The organism is Azospira sp. (assembly GCF_030247495.1).
GTDB lineage: Bacteria > Pseudomonadota > Gammaproteobacteria > Burkholderiales > Rhodocyclaceae > Azospira > Azospira oryzae.
Genome location: NZ_JAOTRW010000009.1, coordinates 39,478 through 62,253, shown reverse-complemented (window position 1 = coordinate 62,253; position 22,776 = coordinate 39,478). Strand labels below are relative to the sequence as shown.

Below are 22,776 nucleotides of genomic sequence, written 5' to 3'. Positions count from 1 at the left end.
TGTGGGCCCCCGTTGCCGAAGCCGCCGCCATGTCCCAGTCGCCCGCCGTCCCCAGCCTTGCTCCCGAAACCCAGGCCGCCCGCGGCACCGTCCCGGTGGACTCGACCTATCGAGACATCGTGCCGCCCCTGCATCTGGCCACCACCTTCGAGCGGGCCGGTGACGGCAGCTACCCCGGCGGCCGGGTCTATTCCCGGGACGGCAGCCCGGCCTACGACGGGCCCGAAGCCTTGTTGAAGGAGCTGGAAGGCGGCGCCGCCGCGGCTCTCTTCGCTTCCGGCATGGCCGCCGCCTCCGCCGTGTTGCAGGCCCTTAAGCCCGGGGCCCGGGTGGTGGCGCCCCGGGCCATGTACTGGGCCCTGCGCAACTGGATGATCCAGTTTGCCGCCAACTGGCAGCTGACCCTGGACTTCTTTGCCGACGATGCCGAACTGGCGGCCCTGCTGCAGCGCCCGGCGGATCTGGTGTGGCTGGAAACGCCGGCCAATCCCACCTGGGAAATCACCGACATCGCCGCTGCCGCCAAGGCGGCCCATGCTGCCGGCGCTCGCCTGGTGGTGGATTCCACGGTGCCGACGCCGGTGTTCACCCGGCCCCTGGAACTGGGCGCGGACATCGTCATGCACTCGGCCACCAAATATCTCAACGGCCATTCCGACGTGGTGGCCGGGGCCCTGGTGACCAAGGCCGTGGACGACTTCTGGCAGCGCATCAAGACCGTGCGCGCTCTCGGTGGCGCCGTGCTCGGCCCCTTCGAGGCCTGGCTGCTGGCCCGGGGCATGCGCACCCTGTTCCCCCGGGTGCGCACCGCCGCCGCTTCCGCCGCCGCCATCGCCAGCCATTTCCACGGCCATGCCAAGGTCAGCCTGGTGCTGTATCCGGGCCTGCCTTCCCATCCCGGCCACGCCGTGGCGGCGCGGCAGATGCAGGGCGGCTTCGGCGCCATGCTCTCCCTGCGCATCGCCGGCGGCGAGGCGGCGGCCAAGGCCGTGGCGGCCCGTCTGCAGGTGTTCCAGCGGGCCACCTCCCTCGGTTCGGTGGAAAGTCTGGTGGAGCACCGGGCCAGCGTCGAGGGGCCGGGGACCTTCTGTCCCGACGACCTGCTGCGCCTGTCCATCGGCATCGAGGCCACGGCGGACCTCATCGCCGACCTGGAGCAGGCCCTGGCCGGGGTCTGAGTCAGCGCCTGTCCGCTGCCCCGCCCTAGGGCGGGGGCAGGACAGAATGTCCGCCCCTGCCCCAAAAGCGTGCCGGCGGGCGGACAAAATGTCCCCGGGAGCGCCATCGGGCGGCGCTCCCCCTCTGCCTGCACCGCCTGTTTCCCGTCGTTTGCGGCGCCCGCCCCTTGTGGAAACTCCGACTGGGGCTGCGGCCCGGTTGTTGCTACGGTTGCGTTCGCGCCGTTGCCGGCCCATCCGGCCGCAGCGGGCGTGCCGTGCCAACCTGCCCCCATAAGGATGCAAGATGAAAGGACTGGGACTCCAAGCCCGTTTCGCCCTCTTCGGTTTCGCCCCCCTGGTCGTCGCCCTCATCGTCGGTTCCCTGGCCCTGTCGGCCAATGAATCCCGGCGCCTGGAGGCTGACGTGCGCCTGCGTTCGGAAGCCACCGCCGCCGGCGTCATCCAGCTGTTGCAGATGAGCGACAGCCTGATGGGGGAACAGACCCGCAGCGCCATGAAGCTGTTCCGGGAAAAGAGCGCCCAGCTGGGGCCGGTGAGCCTGGGCGAGGCTATTGCCGTGGGCGGCCAGCATCCCCTCAACCTGCGCTTCGGCGGCCGCCCCCAGGCCCTGGAGACGGCCCTGGTGGACAGCGTCAGCGGCATCGCCGGCGGCACCGCCACCCTTTTCGCGCGCCAGGGCCAGGACTTCGTGCGCATCGCCACCAACGTCAAGACGCCGGAGGGCCAGCGGGCCGTGGGCACCCTGCTCAATCCCCAGGGCAAGGCCTACGCCGCCCTGGCCCGGGGCGAGGCCTTCTACGGCCAGGTGGACATCCTCGGCGCGCCCTACCTGACGGGCTACGAGCCCATCGTGGACGCCGGCGGCAAGGTGGTGGGCGCCTGGTACGTGGGCTTCAAGGCCGATCTGGCGGGGCTCAAGGAACTGATCGGCAAGTCCGTCTCCTTCGGTTCCGGCTTCGTCGTCCTGCTGGACGGCCAGGGCAAGCCCTTCCTCCATTCCGACGGCGTCAGCCCCGAATCCATCCAGGCCCGGCTGCAGGAGGCCGCCGGCGAGGCCGGCGCCAGCCACAATTGGGAGGCCATCTTCCGGCCCTTCCCGGCCTGGGGCTTCAAGGTGGCGGTGGTCTACAGCCAGGCGGAAGTGGATGGGGCTGCCCGCCGCGCCGCCCTGCCGGTGCTGCTGGGCGGCCTGGCCATCACCGTGGCCCTGCTGGCCCTGCTCACCTTTGTCCTGCGCCGGGTGGTGCTGGGCCCGATCCGGCAGGCGGTGCGGGCCGCCGACGCCCTGGCCGAGGGCGACCTGACGGTGCATCTGCGGGCCGAGCGGGACGACGAGATCGGCCGCTTGCTGCAATCCATGGAGCGCATGGTGCGGCGCCTGGGGGACATCATCCGCCAGGTGCGGGGCGCCGCCGACAACCTTTCCTCCGCCTCCGAGGAGGTCTCGGCCACGGCCCAGAGCCTGTCCCAGTCCTCCAGCCAGCAGGCGGCCTCGGTGGAGGAGATTTCCGCCACCCTGGAACAGTCCACCGCCTCCGTCGCCAACAACACGGAGAGCGCCCGCAACACCGAGAGCATGGCCGGCACCGCCGCCAAGGAAGCGGTGGCCGGCGGCGCCGCCGTGGCCGAGAGCGTGGCGGCCATGCAGCAGATCGCCGGCAAGGTGGGCATCATCGACGACATCGCCTACCAGACCAACCTGCTGGCCCTCAACGCCGCCATCGAGGCGGCCCGGGCCGGGGAACACGGCAAGGGCTTCGCCGTGGTGGCGGCGGAAGTGCGCAAGCTGGCCGAGCGCAGCCAGGTGGCGGCCGGGGAGATCGGCACCGTCGCCGCCCAGACCGTGCACCAGGCGGAGCACGCCGGTGAACTGCTGGGGCGCATCGTCCCGGCCATCGGCCGCACCTCGGACCTGGTGCGGGAAATCGCCGCCGCCTCGGAGGAGCAGTCCCACGGCATCGCCCAGATCAACAGCGCCATGGGCCAGCTGAACCAGGCCACCCAGCAGAATGCCGCCGCCTCCGAAGAGCTGGCCGCTACCGCCGAGGAAATGGGCGCCCAGGCCGAGGAACTGCAGCGCCTGATGCACTTCTTCCGGGTGGGTCTGGAGGACGGAGCGGGCAGCGCCAGGGCCTAGGCGGGACGGACTTCTCCGGGTTGCCATGCCGGAGATGCCCGTGCCTGCTTGATCCCAGGACAGGTGCTTGGTATCGACAAAAAAGGGGACGCCTGGCGTCCCCTTTTTTCATGGCGGCTTTACTGCCGCCCGCCTTGCCGCTGCCTCAGGGCAGGGGCGAGAACACCCCTTCGGCGCCTCGCGGCGCACCGCGCCAGAACTGGGGCGGCGCCTGCACCTGGGCGCCCAGCTCGGCGGCGGCATGCCAGGGCCAGCGCGGGTCGTAGAGCATGGCCCGGGCCACGGCCACCAGGTCCGCATCGCCTTCGGTGACCACGGCCTCGGCCTGCTTGGCTTCGGTGATGAGGCCGACGCCGATGGTGGGCAGGCCGCTGGCTTCCTTCACCTGGCGGGCGAAAGGCAGCTGGTAGCCGGGGCCCACGGGAATCTTCTGTTCCAGGGAAAGACCGCCGCTGGAGACGTGGATGAAGTCTGCCCCCCGGGCCTGGATCTCCTTGGCCAGGATCACCGTCTCTTCCGGCGTCCATCCGCCGTCCACCCAGTCCGTGGCGGAGACCCGCATGCCCAGGGCCTTGTGGCGGGGCCACACGGCGCGCACGGCATCGAACACTTCGAGCACGAAGCGCAGCCGGTTGGCCAGGCTGCCGCCGTACTCGTCGCTGCGCCGGTTGGTGAGGGGGGAGAGAAACTCGTGCATCAGGTAGCCGTGGGCGGCGTGCAGTTCCACCGCGTCGAAGCCCAGGCGGTCGGCGCGGCGGGCGGCGTCGGCGAAGGCCTGCACCAGGCGCTTGATGCCGGCCGCGTCCAGGGCCTGGGGCGCCGCATCGCTGGGATCGAAGGGAACGGCCGAGGGGGCCACGTTGAACCAGCCGCCTTCGCTCAGGGGCAGTTGCTTGCCGCCCAGCCAGGGGGCGGCGCAACCGCCCTTGCGCCCGGCGTGGGCCAGCTGGATGCCGATGGGCATGGCCGAATACTGGCGGATGCCGGCCATGACCCGGGCCCAGCCGCTTTCCGTGGCGTCGTCCCACAGGCCGGGACAGCGGTCGGAGATGCGGCCTTCCGGGCTGACGGCGGTGGCTTCGGCGATGAGCAGGCCGGCGCCGCTATGGGAAAGGTTGCCCAGGTGCATCAGGTGCCAGTCGCCGACCACGCCGTTGGTGGCGGAGTACTGGCACATGGGGGCGATGACGATGCGGTTGGGCAGGCTCAGGCCGCCCAGGGCGTAGGGGGTGAACAGCTGGCTGGTCATGGAGAGTCCTCCGGGGAAATTGGGTGTACGCCGAGCAGTATCCGTCAGGACTTGAATCCAATAAATGAAAGTGTTTTGATTTCACAATTCCAAATATCGGAACTGAAAGCAGAGCCCCGTCATGCTCAACCGCCTGGAAATGCTGCGCCTCTTCGTCGCCGCCGCCGAAGCCAAGAGCTTCAAGGAGGCGGCCCTGCGCTTGCACGTCTCGCCCCAGGCCGTGACCCGGGCGGTGCAGGAGCTGGAGGAACACCTGGGGGAGCTGCTCTTCCACCGCAACACCCGGGCCAACCGCATCACAGACTTTGGCGCCCGTCTGGCGGCGGAGGCCCGCGGCGCCGTGCAGGGCGTTGATGCCCTGTTCCAGCGCGCCAGCCCCCTGCCGGACAACGAGCTCGCCGGCCTGGTGCGCCTCACCGCGCCCAAGGCCCTGGGCCAGCATTTCGTCATGCCCCTGCTGGCCGAACTGGGCCGCGAATTCCCCGGCCTGCGCCTGGACCTGCGCCTCTCGGACCGGCCGGCGGACGTGGTGGACGAGCAGATCGACATCGGCGTGCGGGTGGGCTTTCTGCGGGACAGCCGTTTCGTTGCCCGGGCCGTGGCCAAGGTGCATTTCCACACTGTCGCCAGCCCGGCCCTGCTTGATGCCCTGGGCGAGCCCCACACCCTGGCGGACCTGCAGCAGCGGCCGGTGACGGTGGTGATGGACCCGGCCACGGGCAAGCCCTGGCCCTGGTTCCTCAAGGACGGGGAGGAGTGGCTGCCCCAGACCTGGGCCTTCGCCACCGACGAGACCCTGGCCGAATTCGCCGCGGTGCGGGCCGGCCTGGGCTTCGGCCAGGTGGTGAGCCTGCTCACCATTCCCCTGCTGCGCAGCGGCGAGCTGCGGCGGGTGCTGCCGCAGCTGGAGCCGGACCCGTGGAATCTCTACGTCTATCGGCCCCAGCGGGGCCCGGTGGCGGCTCGCATCCGCCTGGTGTTCGACCGGCTGGTGGAATTCTTCGCCGACCGGGAACGCTTTCCCGAGGAGCCCTGAGCTATTTCAGGCCGCCCGGGCAGGCGCTGCTGTGCCCGACTTCATACGCACGAAGTTCAGGCCTCCGGGTGGGTGGCCTGCTCCAGCCGGGTGAGCCAGGCCATCGCCTCGCCCTGGCTGGCGCCGCACATTTCCGGCGAAGGTTGCAGGCCGCCGCAGACGGCGGGCCGCTCCGGCCGGCCGAAGATGGCGCAGCGGTTGTCTTCCAGCAGCTGGATGCAGCGCACTCCCGCCGGTTTTCCCTGGGGCATGCCGGGAATGGGGGAGGAGATGGAAGGGGCGATGCAGCAGGCGCCGCAGCCCGGGCGGCATTCCAGGACTGCCTGGCTCATGGCTGGCCGCCCCAGGTCCAGGTGTTGATCTCCTCCGGGTCCACCCCGTGGCGGTGGGCATGGGCCCGGCATTGCTGCTGCTTCTGCTCCAGGGCCTGCTTGACGTGGGCGCCGGCCACGGCCAGGCGCGGCACCCGGTCGATGACGTCGATGGCCAGGGAGTAGCGGTCGATCTGGTTGTCCATGGCCAGTTCCAGAGGGGTGCAGATGCTGCCCCGCTCCTTGTAGCCGCGCACATGCAGATTGGCGTGGTTGGGGCGGCGGTAGGCGAGGCGGTGGATCAGCCAGGGGTAGCCGTGGAAGTTGAAGACGATGGGCTTGTCGGCGGTGAACAGGCCGGTCCAGTCCCGCTCGCTGATGCCGTGGGGGTGCTCCTCCGGCGGCGTCAGGGTGAACAGGTCCACCACGTTCACGAAGCGCAGCTTGAGGTCGGGGAAGTGGCGGTAGAGCAGTTCCGCCGCCGCCAGGGCTTCCTGGGTGGCGACATCGCCGCAGCTGGCCAGCACCACCTCCGGCTCGGTGCCGGCCTCATCGTCGCTGCTGGCCCAGTCCCACAGGCCGATGCCCCGGGCGCAGTGCAGGGCGGCGGCTTCCGCGTCCAGGTACTGCAGGTGGGCCTGCTTGTCGGCGACGATGACGTTGATGACGTCGGTTTCCCCCAGGCAGCGGTCGGCCACCGCCAGCAGGCAGTTGGCGTCCGGCGGCAGGTAGATGCGGGTCACTGCCGGGCTCTTGTTCACCACCAGGTCGAGGAAGCCCGGGTCCTGGTGGGTGAAGCCGTTGTGGTCCTGGCGCCACACGGTGGAGGTGATGAGCAGGTTGAGGGCTCCCACCGGCGCCCGCCAGGGCACGTCCCGGCACATCTCCAGCCACTTGGCGTGCTGGTTGAACATGGAGTCGATGACGTGGGCGAAGGCTTCGTAGGTGGACAGGAGGCCGTAGCGACCGGTCAGCAGGTAGCCTTCGAGCCAGCCTTCCAGGGTGTGTTCCGAGAGCATTTCCATGACCCGGCCGTCGGCAGCGAGATGGCCGCCGTCCGCGTCCTCGGGGCGGGATTCCCCCAGCCAGGTCTTGCCGGTGACTTCGAAGACGGCACCCAGCTTGTTGGAGGCGGTTTCGTCCGGGCCGAAGAGGCGGAAATTGCTGGGGTTCTTTTGCATGATCTGCCCCAGGTGGCGGCCCAGGGGATCGGTGTTGCTGTGGCGGCGGCTGCCCGGGGCGGCGAAGGTGACCGCCTGTTGGCGCCAGTCGGGCCGGTCCAGGGGCAGGCGCAGCAGGCCGCCGTTGGCGTGGGGATTGGCGCCCAGGCGACGGCGGCCCCGGGGGGCGAAGTCCTGCAGTAGGGGCGCCGGTTCGCCGTCCTCGGTGAACAGTTCCTGCGGCCGGTAGGACAGCAGCCATTCCTGTAGCAGGCGGCGGTTTTCTGCGTTGTTACGCGGATCGGCCAGGGGCACCTGGTGGGCCCGCCAGGTGCCTTCTACCTGATGGCCGTCGGCCTGCCTGGGCCCGGTCCAGCCCTTGGGCGAGACGAGCACGATCATGGGCCAGCGGGGCCGCTGCAAGGGGCCCTTGCCGCTGCGGGCCGCCTGCTGGATGGCCCGGATCTCCATCAGGCATTCGTCCATGGCCGCCGCCATGGCCCGGTGCATGGCCGCCGGCTCATGGCCTTCGACGATCTTCGGCGCCCAGCCGTAGCCGCTGAACAGGGCCAGCAGTTCCTCCCGGGGGATGCGGGCCAGGATGGTGGGGTTGGCGATCTTGTAGCCGTTGAGGTGCAGGATGGGCAGCACCGCCCCGTCCCGGGCCGGGTTGAGGAACTTGTTGGAGTGCCAGGCGGTGGCCAGGGGGCCGGTCTCGGCCTCGCCGTCGCCCACCATCACGGTCACCAGCAGCTCCGGGTTGTCGAAGGCGGCGCCGAAGGCATGGGAGAGGCTGTAGCCCAGCTCGCCCCCTTCGTGGATGGAGCCGGGTACTTCCGGCGTGCAGTGGCTGCCCAGGCCGCCGGGGAAGGAGAAGTCGCGGCAGAAGCGGGTCAGGCCGGCCAGGCCCCAGCCCCGTTGCGGCTGGCGGTCGCCCAGGCTGCCGTCGAGCCAGGCCGGGCCCAGGATGCCGGGGGCGCCGTGGCCCGGGCCGGCGAGGAAGATGGCGTCCAGGTCGTGGTGGCGGATGAGCCGGGTCAGGTGGGCGTAGGCGAAGGCCAGGCCCGGGCTGGCGCCCCAGTGGCCGAGGGGTCGCTGCTTGATGTGCTCCGGCGCCAGGGGCTGGCGCAGCAGGGGATTGTCCTGCAGGTAGATCATGGCCCCGGCCAGGTAGTTGGCGGCGCGCCAGAAGGCATCCAGCTGCTGCAGTTCGGCGTCGTCGATGGCGACGGTGGCGCGGGGCGGGGTGGGGGCGGCGGAGGCAGGCATGGCGGACATGAGCAAGGGCAATGGCGCCATGGTAGGCCATTGGCGCCCCGGCTTACAGTCCGGGCCTTGCCGGGCGCGGTCCGCCGGGCGGGGAAGGCGGGTAATCGTCATGCCGATTTGTTAGCATAGCCGTCGGATGCGGTGCGGCCCGGCACTGCGTCTTTTCGTTTCGAGCACCGCTTCGACCACCGTTTCGACCACGCTTTCCTGGAAATCCTGTCCATGCAGCCCTTCCGTTCTGACCGCGTCCTCGGCTTTGCCGCCCTGGGTTTCCTCATCGTCGGTTGCTTCCTGGTGCTGCGCCCCTTCCTCTCCGCCGTGCTCTGGGCGGCGATCCTGGCCACCACGGTGTGGCCGGTGTTCCGCTGGGTGGACCAGCGCCTGCCGGGCTGGCGCAACACCTCGGCCCTGCTCACCACCCTGGCCACCGCCCTGGTGCTGGTGGCGCCCTTCATCGTGGTGGCGGTGGGCCTGGGCAGCAACGTGGCGGAACTGGCCGCCGCCACCCGTACCCTGCTGGAGGGCGGCCTGCCCGACGCGCCCCAGTGGCTGCAGGACATCCCCTTCGTCGGCGAACGCCTGCATGCCTACTGGCAGGGCTTCGCCCACAACGGCCAGCGCCTGGTGGCGGAACTGGGCCAGCTGGTGGAGCCGGCCAAGGGCCTGGTGCTCAACGGCAGCCGGGCCATCGGCATGGGGGTCTTCCACCTCATGCTGTCGGTGCTGATCGTCTTCTTCCTCTTCCGCGACGGCGAGGCCGTCACCGCCCACCTCACCGCCGTGCTGGAGCGACTGGCCGGGGCCCGGGGGCGGCGCCTGCTGCACCTGGCCCACGGCACCGTGGGCGGCGTGGTGTACGGCATCATCGGCACCGCCCTGGCCCAGGGGGTCCTGGCCGGCATCGGTTTCGCCGTGGCCGGGGTGCCCGGCGCCCTGCTGCTTGGCCTGGCCACCTTCTTCCTTTCCGCCGTGCCCGTGGGGCCGCCCCTGATCTGGGGGCCGGCCGCCTTCTGGCTGTTCCAGCAGGGGGAGCTGGGCTGGGCCATTTTCGTCGCCGCCTGGGGCTTCTTCGTTGTCAGCACCGTGGACAACGTGCTCAAGCCCCTCATCATCAGCCGCGGCGCCAGCCTGCCCTTCATCCTGGTGCTGCTGGGGGTCCTCGGCGGCGTTCTCGCCTTCGGCTTCATCGGCGTCTTCCTCGGTCCCACCCTGCTGGCGGTGGGCTACCGGCTGATGACCGAATGGACCGCCGGCCTGGCGGAAGGCATGCCCCGGGAATGAAAAACGGCGGCCTGAAGGCCGCCGTTTCCGGGTGAGTTGCCGCCGCTGCCTCAGACCTTGCGGTACAGCTCGGCGCCGCTCTTCACGAATTCCACCGCCTTGGTCTCCATGCCCTTCTCCAGGGCCTCGGCTTCGCCGATGCCTTGCTGGGCGGCGAAGTCGCGCACGTCCTGGGTGATCTTCATGGAGCAGAAGTGGGGGCCGCACATGGAGCAGAAGTGGGCCACCTTGGCCGATTCCTTGGGCAGGGTCTCGTCGTGGAAGGACTTGGCCTTGTCCGGGTCCAGGCCCAGGTTGAACTGGTCGTCCCAGCGGAACTCGTAGCGGGCCTTGGACAGGGCGTTGTCGCGGATCTGGGCGCCCGGGTGGCCCTTGGCCAGGTCGGCGGCGTGGGCGGCCAGCTTGTAGGTGATGATGCCTTCCTTGACGTCGTTCTTGTCCGGCAGGCCCAGGTGTTCCTTGGGCGTGACGTAGCAGAGCATGGCGGTGCCGTACCAGCCGATCATGGCGGCGCCGATGCCGCTGGTGATGTGGTCGTAGCCGGGGGCGATGTCGGTGGTCAGGGGGCCCAGGGTGTAGAAGGGGGCTTCCTTGCAGTGCTTCAGCTGCAGGTCCATGTTCTCCTTGATCATGTGCATGGGCACATGGCCGGGACCTTCGATGATGGTCTGCACGTCGTGCTTCCAGGCGATGTCGGTGAGTTCGCCCAGGGTTTCCAGCTCGCCCAGCTGGGCCTCGTCGTTGGCGTCGTAGATGGAGCCGGGACGCAGGCCGTCACCGAGGCTGAAGGCCACGTCGTAGGCCTTCATGATTTCGCAGATGTCCTCGAAATGGGTGTAGAGGAAGCTTTCCTTGTGATGGGCCAGGCACCACTTGGCCATGATGGAGCCGCCGCGGGAGACGATGCCGGTCATGCGGTTGGCGGTCATGGGGATGTAGCGCAGCAGCACGCCGGCGTGGATGGTGAAGTAGTCCACGCCCTGCTCGGCCTGCTCGATCAGGGTGTCGCGGAAGATTTCCCAGGTCAGTTCCTCGGCCTTGCCGTTCACCTTCTCCAGGGCCTGGTAGATGGGCACGGTGCCGATGGGAACGGGGCTGTTGCGGATGATCCATTCCCGGGTTTCGTGGATGTTCTTGCCGGTGGACAGATCCATCACCGTGTCGCCGCCCCAGCGGGTGGACCAGGTCATCTTGTCCACTTCCTCGCTGATGGAAGAACCCAGGGCGGAGTTGCCGATATTGGCGTTGATCTTCACCAGGAAGTTGCGGCCGATGATCATGGGCTCGCTTTCCGGGTGGTTGATGTTGTTGGGGATGATGGCGCGGCCCCGGGCCACTTCGGAACGCACGAATTCCGGGGTGATCTCCTGGGGAATGGCGGCGCCGAAATCCTGGCCCTTGTGCTGGCGGCCCAGCAGCTTGACCATCTTTTCGCCCATGGGGCCGGTGTTGCGCAGGTTTTCCAGGTACTGCTGGCGGTTCAGGTTTTCCCGGATGGCCACGTATTCCATTTCCGGGGTGATGATGCCTTTGCGGGCGTAGTGCATCTGGCTGACGTTGGCGCCGGCCTTGGCGCGGCGGGGCTTGCGGTGCAGGCCGGGGAAGCGCAGTTCGTCCAGGGCCGGGTCGGCGGCCCGCTGGCGGCCGTATTCGCTGGTCAGGTCGGGCAGCACCTCGGTGTCGCCCCGCTCCTCGATCCACCGCTGACGCAGGGCCGGCAGGCCGGAACGGATGTCGATTTTGGCGTTGGGGTCGGTGTAGGGGCCAGAACAGTCATAGACGTAGATGGGCGGGTTCTTCTCGCCGCCGAAACCGGTGGGGGTGTCGGCCTGGGAAATTTCCCGCATGGGCACCCGGATGTCGGGGCGGGAGCCCTCGACGTAGATCTTGCGGGAATTGGGCAGGGGCTGGACCGCCGCTTCGTCCACTTGGGCGGCGGTGGCAATGAATTTGTCGTTGGCGTTCATGGTGTCTCCTTGCTGGGGAGGGGGTGCGGTAGCGCGGCCGGGAGGCCGGCGGGACGGACCCGGTCAGGCAAAGGTGCAAGGAGGGGCGGGGGAGGGCGCAAGAGGCGGCCCGGCGACGCTTTCCCTACGACGGCATTACCCGTACAGGTCATAAGGGTATTTCTCAGCCGGAAGCCAGTATTTCCAAGGCTTTCAGGCACCCCCAAGGTACGGGCGCAAGTTACTGGAAAGCCTGGGAAAATGCAAGAAAAGCCGAGCCGGGCCTAAAGTTTTTCTTTTGCCATCCGTCAGAGTAACGTTAGCCCAAAATAACGAGCAGAGAGACGCGCCATGCCCGCCCTCGAGACAAATCCCATTTCCGCCCCCGCCTCCCTGACCCGGGGAGCGCTGACCACGGCCCTGCTGCTGACGGCCGGCCTGCTGCAGGCCGCTCCGAGCGCGGCGCCGACCAAGGTGGGCGACGACGGCCGCACCTGGCAGGCCATCTCCACCGAGCCCGGAAAGCGCATCGAGGTGGACCGGGCCAGCATCAAGCGGGACGAGTCGGGCAAGGTTTCGGCCTGGGGCCGCATCGTCCTGGAGAAGGACCTGCCCGACGCCCAGAGCGCCAGCAATTACCGCAGCATCGAGGCCCTGGGCCGTTACGACTGCAGCAACCGCACCTACGCCACCCTGAAGCGGGTCTATGTGAAGGCCAGCGGCGAACTGCTGCGGGAAGAGGAAATCAAGGTGGCCACCGACATGCCGGTGCGCGCCAACACCCTGGACGACAAACTGCTGCGGGACATCTGCCGGCCCACCACGGCGGCGGACATGCGCAAGCTGACCCAGGCCACCGTGGCCAAGGCCAATGTGGCGGCCGAGGAGCTGAAGAAGGCCAACGAGGAGATGGTGAAGAAGGCGGTGCAACGGGAATCCACCCAGGCGCCGACCCCGGTGAAGAGCCTGGAGCACATGGAAATCCAGAAGCCCCAGGCAGCACCGGCCTACGTCCCGCGTCCGGCGCCCTACACGGCGGCGGCACCCCGGGCGGCAAAGCCCCGCCCCGCTGCCAAGCCGGAGGGGCTGGAGGGGGCCGAGCAGCACCACGCCATCCACTGGTCCTACGAAGGGGAAGGCGGGCCGGACTTCTGGGGCCGCCTCAAGCCCGATTTCGCCACCTGCGACAAGGGCCGGCGCCAGTCGCCCATCGACATCTGGGACGGCATCCGCGTCGATCTGCCGCCCATCGAGTTTTCCTACCGGCCCACCCGCTTCCGCCTGGTGGACAACGGCCACACTCTGCAGGCCTCCTTCGGCCACGGCAGCCTGACTCATCTGGGCAAGACTTACGACCTGGTCCAGGTGCACTTCCACCGGCCCTCGGAAGAGCGGGTGAACGGCAAGGCCTTCGACATGGTGGCCCACATGGTGCACCGCTCCGACGACAACCAGCTGGCGGTGGTGGCGGTGCTGCTGGAGAAGGGCGCCCAGGAACACCCGGTGATCCAGACCCTGTGGAACTACATTCCCCTGGAGAAGAACCAGGAAGTGCTGCCGCCCGACGCGGCGGTGGACCTCAACCAGCTGCTGCCGGAGAAGCGCGGCTACTACACCTACATGGGTTCCCTCACCACGCCGCCCTGCAGCGAAGGCGTGCTGTGGCTGGTGATGCAGCAGCCGGTGCAGGTTTCGGCCCAGCAGATCGCCATCTTCTCCCGCCTCTACCGCAACAACGCCCGCCCGGTGCAGCCCTCCAACGGCCGCCTGATCAAGGAATCGCGCTAGGCGCCGGTTTCTTCATGGATGTTTGACCGCCGGGCGCCTGAGGGCGCCCGGCGTCGTTTCAGCCCCGGCCCAGGGTCTCGCCGAGGAAGCGCTCCAGGCGCGGGTCCTGGGTGTAGCCCACGTTGAAGCGGATCCAGGGCGAGGCCTGCAGCTGGGGACGGAAGATGTGGCCCGGGGCCAGCATGATGTCCGCCGCCGCGGCCTGGGTGGCCAGCCGCGCCGCGTCCTCCAGACCCGGCGCCCGGGCCCAGACGAACATGCCGCCGGCCGGTTCGGCGTAGGCCTCCATGCCCACCCGTTCCAGCAGGCGCAGGGTCTTGTCCGCCGCTTCCCGCAGGCGGCCGTGGATGCGCTCCAGGTACTTGCGGTAGTGGCCGGCGGTGAGCATTTCGTAGACCAGCTGTTCCGCCACTTCCGAGGTGGAGACGCAACTGACGATCTTGACGTCGGTGAGGGCCGCCATCAGGTCCGGCCGGCCGGCGACGAAGCCCACCCGCAGGTTGGCCGAGAGGGTCTTGGAGAAACTGCCGACGTAGACCACCCGCTGCAACTGGTCCAGGGTGGACAGGCGGGTGGCGCCGCCGGGATGGAAGTCGCCGTAGGTGTCGTCCTCCACCAGCAGGAAGTCGTGCTTCTCCGCCAGCTGCAGGATGCGGAAGGCGTTGGCCGGCGAGAGATTGCAGGCGGTGGGATTCTGCAGCACCGAATGGGTGAAGAAGGCCCGGGGCCGGTGTTCCGCCAGCAGGGATTCCAGGGCCTGGGGATCGGGGCCGTCCTGGCCCCAGGGAACGCCCACCAGCTGCACCCCGTGCAGGCGCAGGTTGGCGAACAGGTTCCAGTAGCCCGGGTCGTCCACGAAGACGCAGTCGCCGGGCTTGAGCAGCAGGCGGATGAGCAGGTCCAGGCCCTGGGTGGCGCCGTGGCTGAGCATGATCTGCCCGGGCTGGGCGGCGATGCCCAGGTCCGCCAGCTTGAGCCGCACCTGTTCCCGCAGGGGGGCGAAGCCCAGGGGTGTGCCGTAGCAGGTCAGCTTGACCTCGTCGCGCCGGGCCAGGGCCCGCAGCTGGCGCCGCACCCCTTCCTGGTCGTGCCATTCCGGCGGCAGCCAGCCGACGCCCACCTTGAGCCGGTTGGGCGAATCCTCCAGGCTCTGGTGCAGCACCCCGGCGTTGTCGAAGGCCCGGGCCACCTGGCCGGCCACCGGCTCCGCCGCGGCCTGGGGCAGGCTGCGGGCCTCGACATAGAAGCCGGAACCGCGGCGGGACTTGAGCAGGCCCTGGGCTACCAGCCGGTCGTAGGCCTCCACCACGGTGAAGCGGCTGACGCCGTGGTTGTCGGCGAAGTGGCGGATGGGCGGCAGGCGCATGCCGGGGCGCAGCAGCCGGTCCTCGATGCGGGCGCGGACGCCGGCGACGATCTGGTCCACCAGGGGCTGGGGGGAATCGGGGTTGAGGGAGAGGTTCAGCATCTGTTCGCTCCTGGGACGGGATTGGCCCGGTGTTTTCACCGGAACAGTGTCGCGGTCGGATGGGCTGATTGTATATTCCGATGGAAAAAAGTGTTCGCTATTGTCAGGTCTCCCATTGTCGCTTGGCCCAAGGAGCCCGCCATGGCCTGTTACGAGCACCTCCATCCCCGTCTGCCCCTTCCCCTGCTGCTGGTGGGCTGTGCCCTGGCCATTGCCGCCGCCGCCCTGCTGCTGGGGGCCGGCATCGGGGCGGGCGGTGCCGGTACGGCGGAGACGATGCCGGGCATGAGCCGGGCGGAGTGGCGGGAGGCCGGCCTGCTCTATCTGGCAGACCAGCGCAACGGCCAGGTGCGGGTGTTCCGCCTGCGGGGCGACCTGCCGGTGCCGGTGGCCACCCTGGCGCCGGGCCCCCGGCGCAGCATCCGCGCCCTGGGCCTGGATGGGGCCGCGGAGCGCCTGTGGGTGCTGGATGTGGCCGGCCTCAGCCTCTACGATGCCCGCAGCCAGGTGCTGCTGGGCCACTGGCCGGCTCCCGCCGGGGTGGCCTTCCAGTCCCTGCTGGAGGGGACGTCGCCCTCCCGTCCCCTGGCCGTGCTGGCGGCGGACGGGGCCGAGTACCGCCTGGGCGCCGCCGACCTGATGGCCGGTGGCCGCCTCGCCTGGCAGGTGCGCCGGGCTAGCTAGGGGCCGCCTCGGCACTGCTCCAGCGCTGGGCCAGCATGCCGCCGGCTAGCAGCTGCAGCGGGTGGTAGATCATGATCGGCAGCAGGATGAGGCCGATGGCCGGATTGGCGCCGAAGATCAGGTGGGCCATGGGCACCCCCGAGGCCAGGGTCTTCTTCGAGCCGCAGAAGACGCTGGCGATGCGGTCCCCCCGGGGCATGCCGAGCAGCCGGGCGCCCCATTGAGTGAGCGCCAGCACGAGGAGGAAGAGCAGGGCGCAGCCGGCCACCGTTTCCACCAGCAGCAGGGGGTTGTAGCGGGACCATACCCCTTCCTTCACCGTGTCGGCGAAGGAGGTGTAGACCAGCAGCAGGATGGTGATGCGGTCCACCTTTTGCAGCAGGCCCTTGTGCCGACTGGCCCAATCCTTCAACAGGGGGCGGCTGAACTGGCCCAGGGCCAGGGGCAGCACCACCCACAGCAGCAGGTCCACGATCACCGGGCCGACGGCGAAATTGCCGCCGCTCTGGTGCAGCACCCAGGCCATCCATAGGGGCGTCAGCAGCACGCCGATGAGGCTGGAGAGGGTGGCGTTGAAAACCGCCGCCGCCACATTGCCCCGGGCGGCGATGGTCAGGGCCACCGAGGAGGAGACGGTGGAAGGCAGGGCGCACAGGTAGAAGAAGCCGATCTGCAGCGGCGCCGCCATCCAGCCGGCGCTGCCCCACAGCAGGGCGACGCCCAGCAGGGGGAAGAGGAGGAAGGTGCTGCACTGGACCAGCAGGTGCACCCGCCAGCGCAGGGCGCCGTCCTTCATCGAGGCCAGGGACAGGGCCAGGCCGTTGAGGTAGAAGACCAGGGCCACCCCCAGCTTGTTGAGCAGCTCCGGCTGCAGGAAGCCGCCCTTGGCGCCGGGCTCGGGCCAGAGGAAGGCCAGCAGCACCGCCCCCAGCATGCCCTTCATGAACCAGTCGAATTTGAATCCCATCGTGTTGTCTCCCTGGGGAAATGTCCGTGACGCCTTACCAGGCCGCCACGCAGCCGTCGCTGCGGGGGTCCTCGCCGCCCTCGATCCAGCCCTCCGGGTGCAGCACCAGGGCGCCGGCGTGGCCCATGCGTTCGTCGAAGTCGCCGGCCATTTCCACCGGATGCCCCATGGCCCGCAGTCGTTCCACCAGAGCCGGGTCGTAGCGGGATTCCAGTTTCAGGCTGGTGCTCTGCTCGGCCCAGGTGCGGCCCAGCAGCCAGCGCGGTGCCGCCACGGCGGAACGCACGTTGTGGCCGCCCCAGACGTAGCGGGAGAAGACGGCGGCCTGGGTCTGGGGCTGGCCCTCGCCGCCCATGGTGCCGTAGACCAGCAGGCGGCCGTCGTCCAACCGGGCCAGGGCCGGATTGAGGGTGTGGAAGGGCTTGCGGCCCGGGGCCAGGGTGCGCAGCCAGCCCGGGCGCAGGTCGAAGGAGCAGCCCCGGTTCTGCCACCAGATGCCGCTCTCGGGCAGCACCACGCCGCTGCCGAATTCGAAGTAGATGCTCTGGATCATGCTCACCGCCCGGCCGGCGCTGTCGATGGCGCCCATCCAGGTGGTGTCGCCATCCGACATGGGGGCCGGCCAGGGGCTGGCCTGCTCCAGGGGAATGGCGGCGGCCAGGCGTTCCACCAATCCGTCTGCCAGCAACTCCCGGGGATCAATCTGCATCGAGCCCGGGTCGCCCACGTGGCGGTCCCGCTGCAGGAAGGCCTGCTTGGTGGCCTCCACCAGGGCGTGGATGCCCTCCGCGTTGTCCGGGTTCCAGCCCTCCCGGCGGATGCGGTCGTAGATGGCGAGGATGAGCAGGGAGGCGACGCCCTGGGTCGGCGGCGCCTGGTTGTACACGGTGCCGACGGAGAGCTTCACCGCCAGCGGGTCCTGCAGGGAGGCCCGGTGGGCGGCCAGGTCGGCGCCGCTGACGGGGCTGCCCACCCGGGCCAGGTCCCGGGCGATGACGCCGGCCAGGTCACCCCGGTAGAAGTCCTCCGCCCCGGCCCGGCCCAGCTGCTCCAGGGTCTCCGCCAGGCGGGGGAAACGGTGCTGCTGGCCGTACACCGGCAGTTGGCCGTCGTTGAGGAAGGCGGCGGCAAAGCCCGGCTGCTGCCGCAGTTCCGCCAGCTTGGCCCGGGTGTTGTCCTGCTGGCTGCGGGTCACGGGGAAGCCGTGGCGGGCATAGTGGATAGCGCTTTCCAGCAGGCGGGAGAGGGGCAGGCGTCCGCCCCAGGCCGCCCGGCTGTGGGCGTGGGCGGCGGCCCAGCCGGAGACGGTGCCGGCCACCGTGTTGGCGGCCAGGGGGCCGCGCCAAGGAATGCTTTCCAGGTTGCCGTAGAGCTCCGGGGTGACCTGGGCGCCGGCGGCGCCGCAGGCGTCGATGGAGCGCACCGGCTGGCCGGGGGCGTGCAGCAGCCAGAAGCCGTCACCGCCGATGCCGGTCATGTGGGGATAGACCACGGCCAGGGTGGCGGCCACGGCGATGGTGGCCTCGATGGCGTTGCCGCCTTCGCGCAGGATGTCGAGCCCGGCCTGGGCGGCCAGGGAATGGGAGGCGACGACGGCGCCGCGGGTTCCGAGTACGGGATTCATGGAATGGCCTTTCGCGATCAGGGCAGGGGGTCGGGCGGGAGGGGGGCGGCCGCAGCGGCCGGGGCGTTGCCCCAGGCCGGCGCCGCCCGGGTGGTGGCGCTGCGGGCGGAGATGAGGTGGGAGCGCATTTCCCGGTAGGTGGTGATGACGTCGTGGGCCAGGATGGCCTCCACGATCACCGAGTGCTCCTCGAAGGATTCGCTCATGCGCTCCAGGTTGCGGAACTGGGTGCGGCGGAAGCTGGAGACCCGGTCCCGCAGGCTGGTGGCCATGTCGATCAGCACCGGGTTGTAGCAGCCGCGGATGATGGTGGCGTGGAGGGCGATGTTGGCCGCCTCGTAGCGCTCGATGTCGCCGGCCTGCATGGCGGCCCGGCCCTCGGCGTGGTGCTGGCGCATGGCGGCCCGGTCCGCCTCGCTCATGCGCAGGGCGGCGTGGCGGGCGCAGGCGGCCTCCAGTTCGGCGATGGCCTCGAACATGTGGTTGAGCTGTTCCACCGACAGGGCGGCCACCACCGAGCCCCGGTTGGGGCGGGTCTCCACCAGGCCCATGATGGCCAGCTGCTTGAGGGCCTCCCGCACCGGGGTGCGGGAGACGGCGAAGCGGGCGGCCAGGGTCACTTCGTCCAGGCGGGTGCCGGGGGCCAGCTGGCCGAGGACGATCTCGTCGGCAATCCTGCGGCAGACGTCCTCCGCCAGGCTGCCCCGGCTGCGCCCGGCCTCCGGCGGGGCGGCGGTGTGGATGGCGCTTTCCATCAGGCGGCCTCCCCCAGCAGGCGCACCGGATGCCAGCAGGCCAGGGTGCGGGCGCCCTGCTGCTCCAGGGGCGGGATGTCGCGGTGGCAGCGCTCGCTGGCGTGGCTGCAGCGGGGGGCGAAGCTGCAGCCCGGGGGCAGGGCGGCCAGGTCCGGCGGCGAGCCGGGGATGGCCTCCAGGGGGCGGCCCCGGTGCTCGTGGCCGACGGTGGCCGCCAGCAGGCCCCGGGTGTAGGGGTGGCAGGGCTGGCGCACCAGCTGGCCCACCGGGCCCTGCTCGACGATGCGGCCGGCGTACATGACGGCGATGCGGTCGGCCACCTCCACCGCGGCGCCGATGTCGTGGGTGACGAAAATCACCGACATGCCGGTTTCCCGCTGCAGCTCCCGCAACAGCAGCAGGATCTGGATCTGCACCGTGGCGTCGAGGGCGGTGGTGGGCTCGTCCGCCAGCAGCAGCTTGGGTTTGCAGGCCAGGGCCAGGGCGATCATGGCGCGCTGGCGCATGCCGCCGGACAGCTCGTGGGGATAGGCGTCGAAGCGGCGGCGGGCCTGGGGAATCTGCACCCGCTCCAGCATGGCCAGGGCCCGGGCGGCGGCGGTGGCCTGGTCCACGCCCTCGTGCACCCGCACCGCCTCGCTGATCTGCTGGCCGATGGTGTACACCGGATCGAAGGCCAGGCCCGGCTCCTGGAACACCATGGAGACGGTGCCGCCCCGGTAGCGGTCCAGCTCCCGGCCGCGCAGGGCCAGCACGTCCTGGCCGTCCACCCGGATGCGGCCGGCGGTGCGGGTGTGGCGCTCCGGGTGCAGGCGCAGCAGGGTGCGCAGGGTGACGCTCTTGCCCGAGCCCGATTCCCCCAGCAGGCCCAGCACTTCGCCCTGGCCCAGTTCCAGGCTCACCTGGTTGAGGGCGCTGGCGCGGCGGGCGCCGTTGAATTGCACGGTCAGATCCTGGATGGAGACGAGGGGGGCGCTCATGGACGTTGCTCCTGGTGGGCTTCCGGGTGGCCGGAAGCGGGATCGTTGAGATGGCAGGCCGCCAGGTGCTCGCTATGGCGGCCCATGTCCCGCAGGGCCGGCGTGGCGCTGGCACAGACGGCGTGGGCGTGGGGGCAGCGGTCACGGAAGCGGCAGCCGCTGGGCGGGTTGATGGGGTTGGGCGGGTCGCCGGCCAGGGGCGAGGCCTGGGTGCGGTGCTCCGGGTCCATGGAGGGCACGGCGGAGAGCAGGGCCCGGGTGTAGGGGTGGGCCGGCTGGCCGTAGATGCGCTCCACCGGGCCGCTCTCGATGACCTGGCCCAGGTACATCACCATCACGTAGTCCGACAGGTAATGCACCACGTGCAGGTCGTGGGAGATGAAGAGATAGGTGAGCTGGCGCTCCGCCTTCAGCTCCTGCAGCAGGTTGAGCACCTGGGCCTGGACCGACTTGTCGAGGGCCGCCACGGCCTCGTCCAGGATCACCAGGCGCGGGTCGAAGGCCAAAGCCCGGGCGATGTTAACCCGCTGCCGCTGGCCGCCGGAAAGCTCATGGGGATAGCGGCCGGCGAAGTGGCTCGGGTCCAGCCCCACCCGGTCGAGTAGTTCCCTGGCCTGGTGGTCGGCCCGGGCGATGCCGTGCACCCTGGGCCCGTAGGCGATGGTTTCGGCGATGGTGAGGCGCGGGTTGAGGGAGGCGAAGGAATCCTGGAACACCATCTGCAGGTTGCGGCGGAACTCCTTGAGGCGCAGGCCGCGGAATTCCTCCACCCCCTCGCCGTCGAAGATCAGCTCGCCCGCATCGGCGGGCATCAGCCGGGCCACCAGGCGGGCGGTGGTGGATTTGCCGCAACCGGATTCGCCGACAATGCCCAGGGTCTTGCCCTTGGGGACGGAGAAATTGACCCCGTCCACGGCGTGGACGAACTTGCGTTCCCGGTCCAGGGGGCTGCTGCGTACGGGAAAGTGCTTCTTCAGGTCGCGCACGATGAGCAGGGGCTGGGCGGGGCCGCCCATGTCGTGGGGGGCGGGCGTGGGGGCGAGGGCGGCGTTCATTTGCGGATGTCCATGGCGGAGCGCACGCTGTCAGCGAGCAGGTTGAAGGCGATGGAAGTGACGAAGATCAGCACGCCGGGCAGGGCGGCGACCCAGGGATTGCTGTAGATGGCCGAGCGCAGGGTGTTGAGCATGAGGCCCCACTCGGGTTCCGGCGGCTTCACCCCGAGACCGAGGAAGGACAGGCCCGAGGCCAGGATCATGCTGACGCTGAGGAGGCCGGTGGCATAGACGAAGACCGGTCCCAGCACATTGCCCAGCACGTGGGTGCGGATGATGGAGAAGGCCCCGGCGCCGCTCATGCGCGCCGCCTCGATGTAGTCCAGCTGGCGCACCTGGGTGGTGACGCTCTCGGCCACCCGCACCACCTGGGGCACGAAGACCAGGGTCAGGGCGATCAGGCTGTTGCTCATACCTGGCCCCAGGGCGCCGGAGATGGCCACCGCCAGCAGCACCGAGGGGAAGGCGTAGAAGATGTCGAGCACGCGCATGATGGCCATGTTCACCCGGCCACCGACGTAGCCCGCCAGGAGGCCGATGGTGGTGCCGATGCCGAAGGCCGCCAGCACCGGCACCACACCCATGAGCAGGGAGAGGCGGCCGCCGTGCATGAGGCGGCTGAACAGGTCGCGGCCCAGCTCGTCGGTGCCGAGAAGGAAGCCGGGGCTGCCGATGGGCAGCAGGCGCTTGATCATGCTGGCCTTGTAGGGATCGGCCGGGGCCAGCCAGGGCGCGAAGACGGCGGCGCCGACGATCAGCAGCAGCACGGCGGCGCTGGCCATGGCCATGGGGTCGCGCCGCAGCTGGCGCCACACCACGGTCCAGTAGCTGCGGCTGGGCTGGGCCGGCGCCGCAGCGGCCGGCAGGGGGAGGGGAAGGGTTGCGGACATGGTCGTTCCTCTTTCAGCTGCGGCCCATGCGCGGGTCGATCAGGGGTTGCAGGATGTCCACCAGCAGGTTGAGCACCACGAAGAACATGCACAGCACCAGGATGGTTCCCTGGAGCAGGGGGATGTCCCGCTGGAAGATGGCGGTGTTGAGGAGGAAGCCGGTGCCGGGCCAGGCGAAGACGGTTTCCACCAGGATGGAACCGCCCATCAGGTAGCCGATCTGCAGGCCGGCCACGGCCAGCACGGTGGGGGCGGTGTTCTTGGCCACGTGGCGGAAGACGGCGCCGCCGGAGAGACCCCGGGCGCGCAGGGCGGTGACGAATTCCTGGCCCAGCATGTCGGCCACCAGGGCCCGCACGGTACGGGTGATGATGCCCATGGGGATCACCGACAGGGTCAGGGCCGGCAACACCAGGTAGCGCAGGTGCTCCAGGTCCCACAGCCATTCGCCGGAGCCGCCGGGGCCGGCTCCCATGGCCGGGAACCAGGGCAGCCAGATGGAAAAGAGGATGGTCAGGACCAGGCCCAGCCAGTAGTGGGGGATGCTGACGCCGACCACGGAGAGGGCGGTGGCCGCCTTGTCGATCCAGGTGCCGTGGCGGTAGCCGGCAAGGGCGCCGAGGATGCAACCGAGGACCACGCCGATGGCGGCGGCCATGCCGGCCAGGAGCAGGGTGTTGCTGACGGCGCTGAGCACTTCGGCGGTGACTTCCCGGCCCGAGGCGATGGACAGGCCCAGGTCGCCCTGCACGGCGCGCATCAGCCACAGGCCGTATTGCACGGGCACCGGCTTGTCCAGGCCGTAGGCGCTCTTCAAGGCCTGGATCACCTCTTCCGGCGCGTCGGCCGGGGCGATGGCGTTGAGGGGGTCGCCCGGGGCCAGATAGACGAGGACGAAGGACACCACCGTCACACTGAGGGCGATGGGGATGGCGTAGATCAGCCGTTTCAGGATGTAGGCAAACATGGCGGGCTTTCCGTCATGGGCCGGGGCT

General features: G+C 69.9%; 18 protein-coding genes. 6 read left to right on the top strand and 12 right to left on the bottom strand.

What is annotated here, in order from left to right:
• Positions 1-29 precede the first annotated feature (29 nt).
• Positions 30-1,178, top strand: a complete 1,149-nt coding sequence (locus tag OEL49_RS13940) for a trans-sulfuration enzyme family protein (protein ID WP_287875233.1) — start codon at positions 30-32, stop codon at positions 1,176-1,178.
• Between the two features lie 286 nt (positions 1,179-1,464).
• Positions 1,465-3,318 carry a methyl-accepting chemotaxis protein gene (locus tag OEL49_RS13935; RefSeq protein WP_287875231.1) on the top strand — a complete coding sequence of 618 codons (1,854 nt, stop codon included), beginning with the start codon at positions 1,465-1,467 and terminating at the stop codon, positions 3,316-3,318.
• A 145-nt stretch (positions 3,319-3,463) separates the two neighbouring features.
• On the opposite strand, the gene OEL49_RS13930 is transcribed toward OEL49_RS13935, so the two are convergent.
• Positions 3,464-4,567 carry an NADH:flavin oxidoreductase/NADH oxidase gene (locus tag OEL49_RS13930; RefSeq protein WP_287875229.1) on the bottom strand — a complete coding sequence of 368 codons (1,104 nt, stop codon included), beginning with the start codon at positions 4,565-4,567 and terminating at the stop codon, positions 3,464-3,466.
• 121 nt (positions 4,568-4,688) lie between these two features.
• Between OEL49_RS13930 and OEL49_RS13925 the strand changes: the two genes are divergently transcribed.
• Complete coding sequence (locus tag OEL49_RS13925) at positions 4,689-5,603, top strand: LysR family transcriptional regulator (protein ID WP_287875227.1); 915 nt, start codon at positions 4,689-4,691, stop codon at positions 5,601-5,603.
• 56 nt (positions 5,604-5,659) lie between these two features.
• Here OEL49_RS13925 and OEL49_RS13920 read toward each other — a convergent pair whose 3' ends face one another.
• Both OEL49_RS13920 and OEL49_RS13915 read right to left on the bottom strand, forming a co-directional pair.
• Entirely contained in the window at positions 5,660-5,920 is a 261-nt protein-coding gene (locus OEL49_RS13920; RefSeq protein WP_331489316.1) for a YkgJ family cysteine cluster protein, read from the bottom strand.
• A gap of 11 nt (positions 5,921-5,931) precedes the next feature.
• Positions 5,932-8,352 carry a phosphoketolase family protein gene (locus OEL49_RS13915; protein ID WP_287875223.1) on the bottom strand — a complete coding sequence of 807 codons (2,421 nt, stop codon included), beginning with the start codon at positions 8,350-8,352 and terminating at the stop codon, positions 5,932-5,934.
• Between the two features lie 213 nt (positions 8,353-8,565).
• Between OEL49_RS13915 and OEL49_RS13910 the strand changes: the two genes are divergently transcribed.
• Entirely contained in the window at positions 8,566-9,624 is a 1,059-nt protein-coding gene (locus tag OEL49_RS13910) for an AI-2E family transporter (RefSeq protein ID WP_287875221.1), read from the top strand.
• Between the two features lie 50 nt (positions 9,625-9,674).
• Here the strand turns inward: OEL49_RS13910 and thiC are convergent, their stop codons facing one another.
• Positions 9,675-11,591, bottom strand: coding sequence for a phosphomethylpyrimidine synthase ThiC (thiC, locus tag OEL49_RS13905; protein ID WP_287875219.1), 1,917 nt, complete (start codon positions 11,589-11,591; stop codon positions 9,675-9,677).
• A 330-nt stretch (positions 11,592-11,921) separates the two neighbouring features.
• On the opposite strand from thiC, the gene OEL49_RS13900 reads away from it, so the two are divergent.
• Entirely contained in the window at positions 11,922-13,358 is a 1,437-nt protein-coding gene (locus OEL49_RS13900) for a carbonic anhydrase (protein ID WP_014235536.1), read from the top strand.
• 58 nt (positions 13,359-13,416) lie between these two features.
• Here the strand turns inward: OEL49_RS13900 and OEL49_RS13895 are convergent, their stop codons facing one another.
• Complete coding sequence (locus OEL49_RS13895) at positions 13,417-14,826, bottom strand: PLP-dependent aminotransferase family protein (RefSeq protein WP_014235535.1); 1,410 nt, start codon at positions 14,824-14,826, stop codon at positions 13,417-13,419.
• Between the two features lie 141 nt (positions 14,827-14,967).
• On the opposite strand from OEL49_RS13895, the gene OEL49_RS13890 reads away from it, so the two are divergent.
• Positions 14,968-15,510, top strand: a complete 543-nt coding sequence (locus OEL49_RS13890) for a hypothetical protein (protein WP_014235534.1) — start codon at positions 14,968-14,970, stop codon at positions 15,508-15,510.
• Here the strand turns inward: OEL49_RS13890 and OEL49_RS13885 are convergent.
• The 7 genes from OEL49_RS13885 to OEL49_RS13855 are packed head-to-tail and all read right to left on the bottom strand — an operon-like array spanning position 15,503 to position 22,748.
• Complete coding sequence (locus OEL49_RS13885; RefSeq protein ID WP_014235533.1) at positions 15,503-16,477, bottom strand: bile acid:sodium symporter family protein; 975 nt, start codon at positions 16,475-16,477, stop codon at positions 15,503-15,505. The two genes, OEL49_RS13890 and OEL49_RS13885, sit on opposite strands and share 8 nt — an antisense overlap.
• Positions 16,478-16,511: 34 nt before the next feature.
• On the bottom strand, positions 16,512-18,101 hold the full coding sequence (locus OEL49_RS13880) for a gamma-glutamyltransferase family protein (protein ID WP_014235532.1): 1,590 nt from the start codon (positions 18,099-18,101) through the stop codon (positions 16,512-16,514).
• 17 nt (positions 18,102-18,118) lie between these two features.
• Positions 18,119-18,856 carry a GntR family transcriptional regulator gene (locus OEL49_RS13875; protein ID WP_014235531.1) on the bottom strand — a complete coding sequence of 246 codons (738 nt, stop codon included), beginning with the start codon at positions 18,854-18,856 and terminating at the stop codon, positions 18,119-18,121.
• Positions 18,856-19,836, bottom strand: coding sequence for an ABC transporter ATP-binding protein (locus OEL49_RS13870; protein WP_014235530.1), 981 nt, complete (start codon positions 19,834-19,836; stop codon positions 18,856-18,858). The genes OEL49_RS13875 and OEL49_RS13870 overlap by 1 nt, the downstream gene beginning before the upstream one ends.
• Positions 19,833-20,891, bottom strand: coding sequence for an ABC transporter ATP-binding protein (locus OEL49_RS13865; RefSeq protein WP_014235529.1), 1,059 nt, complete (start codon positions 20,889-20,891; stop codon positions 19,833-19,835). Before OEL49_RS13865 ends, OEL49_RS13870 begins: the two co-directional genes overlap by 4 nt.
• The gene (locus OEL49_RS13860) at positions 20,888-21,781 is read right to left on the bottom strand and encodes an ABC transporter permease (RefSeq protein ID WP_014235528.1); all 894 of its coding nucleotides are present in this window, start codon (positions 21,779-21,781) and stop codon (positions 20,888-20,890) included. Before OEL49_RS13860 ends, OEL49_RS13865 begins: the two co-directional genes overlap by 4 nt.
• 13 nt (positions 21,782-21,794) lie before the next feature.
• The gene (locus tag OEL49_RS13855) at positions 21,795-22,748 is read right to left on the bottom strand and encodes an ABC transporter permease (protein WP_014235527.1); all 954 of its coding nucleotides are present in this window, start codon (positions 22,746-22,748) and stop codon (positions 21,795-21,797) included.
• Positions 22,749-22,776 lie beyond the last annotated feature (28 nt).